At 28.3% G+C, this 2,517-nt stretch carries 1 protein-coding gene; it reads right to left on the reverse strand.

Annotated elements, in window-relative coordinates; translation table 11 throughout:
• Positions 1-668 precede the first annotated feature (668 nt).
• Positions 669-1,826, reverse strand: coding sequence for a site-specific tyrosine recombinase/integron integrase (gene xerA, locus ACTG3V_RS15375; RefSeq protein ID WP_439133056.1), 1,158 nt, complete (start codon positions 1,824-1,826; stop codon positions 669-671).
• Positions 1,827-2,517: the final 691 nt, after the last annotated feature.

Here is a 2,517-nt window from a genome sequence, read left to right on the forward strand (position 1 = left end):
TATTCCAAAAAAGGATAAATTCAAATTTATATTCTTTAATTTCATTCAGTTTTCACGGTTTTTTGGGTATGACACACAACGAGTACCTATATGGAAAGTAGCGTCTTTAAAGGCGATAATTTCATAGGTATTCAATTTTGATTTAAAAATACCTAAATTTTTTAAATAATCACTATCATAGCTATTTTTTATATGGGCTGTTGTGTTTAGTATTTTCCATAATTCATCATATAAATAGTTTCGAGGATCTTCTAAAAGATATCATCACTGACAACCTTTCCAAAAATTGACCTGAAAATACGGAGTCTCGAAGACGCAACAATAAAACGCTTTTCAATTCAGTTTTTCACTTAAATATGTTTTATATGCGTTCTATATGGAACGTCTTTAAGTGAAAGAATAGTCAAGTTTTCCATAAGAGAAGTCACCCAATACTTGACTTTGTCAATTATTTTCAGTATCTTCAAACTGTATAACGTTTCAACGTTTTGAGAGTGAACTCTCAACGATTTCAATCGTTCAGTTTGAGTTCTAAAATATTCCAAAGTTAGTCCGTAAAACTTCTCTCTAGATACGCTTGAATATTCGAGAAAGTGTATTGAAAATTCCGAAAGTCTTTCGATATTAAATACAACGTGTTATATGCAATCAAATATATTGCATTTTGGTTAAATATTTCCGGATAAAACAAGTTTTTCGTTATTATTATCAGGTTTGTTTATCTTTTTTATAGCAGTATCTAATGGATTTTGAATTTCCATTAAATCTTTTCTTTTTACGTGTGTGTAAATCATCGTTGTTTCTGGTTTAGCGTGTCCTAGCAAAGATTGAATATATCTAATATCAACTCCGTTTTCTAGGAGGTGTGTTGCATAACTATGTCTTAAAGTATGAGGGGTAACCCTTTTATTAATATTAGCTTTTAGACAACTTTTCTTTAAAAATTGACGAACACTTTCTGCACTATACCTCCCTTCATTTTGTCCCTCCACAAAATAGATTTTGGGTTTGTACGAATGATAATAGTTTGATAAAAGAGGTAAAAAACTATCAGCCAAACTCACATATCTGTCTTTTCTGCCTTTTCCATTTTTTACAATAAGTTGTTTTCTTTCAATATGAAAATCAGCAAGTTTTAAATTTATTAATTCGCTAATTCTTAAACCACATGAATAAATTAAGGCGATAATAGCTCTATGCTTTAAGTTCTGAGTAGCAGCTATAATTTGCAAAACCTCTTCTTGAGATAAAACACTAGGTAATTTTCTAGACTTTTTGGGCCTTTCTAAAACCAAGTCATTGATTTTTGTGAATGGATAAAATGCAATGAAAATTTTTAATGCACTAATAAATTGTCTTTGAGAACTCACAGAATAGTTTCTTTCTATAAATACTTTTTCAATAAAAAGCTCTACGTTTCTATTGGTAAGTTCATCTAAAGGAGTTTTTGTGTAAAAGTTTACAAAATCGGCAATAAAAAAAGTGTAGGTTTGTATAGTGCTTTTGCTGTATCTCTTACCTTTTAAATATAAATAAAAACTATTTAATAGTTTTTTTTGATCTGGTGTTAGGTTTCTTTTAAACACTTCTTTTAAGGATATTCCATTTGTATTAACAGTTGTAATATTTTTAAAAGTACTGAGAATTAGCTGTAAATTTTCTTTTGAATCTTCTACGTACCAAGATTTCAAGGTTCTACTCCAAGTAGCTCCATCAATAGTTCTTATTTTATTGATTAGAATATCATTGTAAGGAAACTTGACAAGTAATTGATGTTTCTTTTTGTGTTTTTTTTGTTCTAAATGTATTTCAGGTAAGTCTTTCAAAATAATTCTTTTTAAATAGCATTTAAATATACTACTATAGTTTCATATTTAAAAAAAAACTTTAAATTGCAATTAAAGAATTATAATAATTATCTGATCTAAACTGAACACGTTTTAGAACACGATTTTAAATAATAAAAGGGTATGGTTCAGTAAATCAATGGTTTACCAGAACTCATAACCCGAAGGTCACTGGTTCGAGTCCAGTTCCCGCTACAAAGCTTAAAGCTAATAGAATCAACGGATTGTTTACGAACAATCCGTTTTTTTATGCTTTTAAATTCCTTACTATTATAAAACTTAAATGCTATTGTCTATTGTAAACGTTTTATAGTGTAATTAGTAAGTGTTAAATGATGTTTCTCACATTGAAAAAAACCAGTACTTTTTAAGTACTGGTTTTTTTATTTTTTAGATGATTAGTTTAGGGGACACCATCCGTTTTTAGACTTAACAACGTGAATTGCTTTTAGGGGAAACAATTTACTTGCACTAATCTTTTTTTTGAATTGTTTATGTAGGGATTCACAATTCAAATATTTTTTAACTTTAAGTAAGCTTATATATTCTAGGGGAAATATATAAGTTTACTTCTAAGTCTTTGATATTTAAGATGGTTTTAGGGGAAACTATCTTTAATATTTAGAAAAAAATAAAGCAAACCTTATAGGGATCAGATTAACTTTTTAGG

This window comes from Polaribacter sp. (assembly GCF_965660385.1).
Classification (GTDB): domain Bacteria; phylum Bacteroidota; class Bacteroidia; order Flavobacteriales; family Flavobacteriaceae; genus Polaribacter.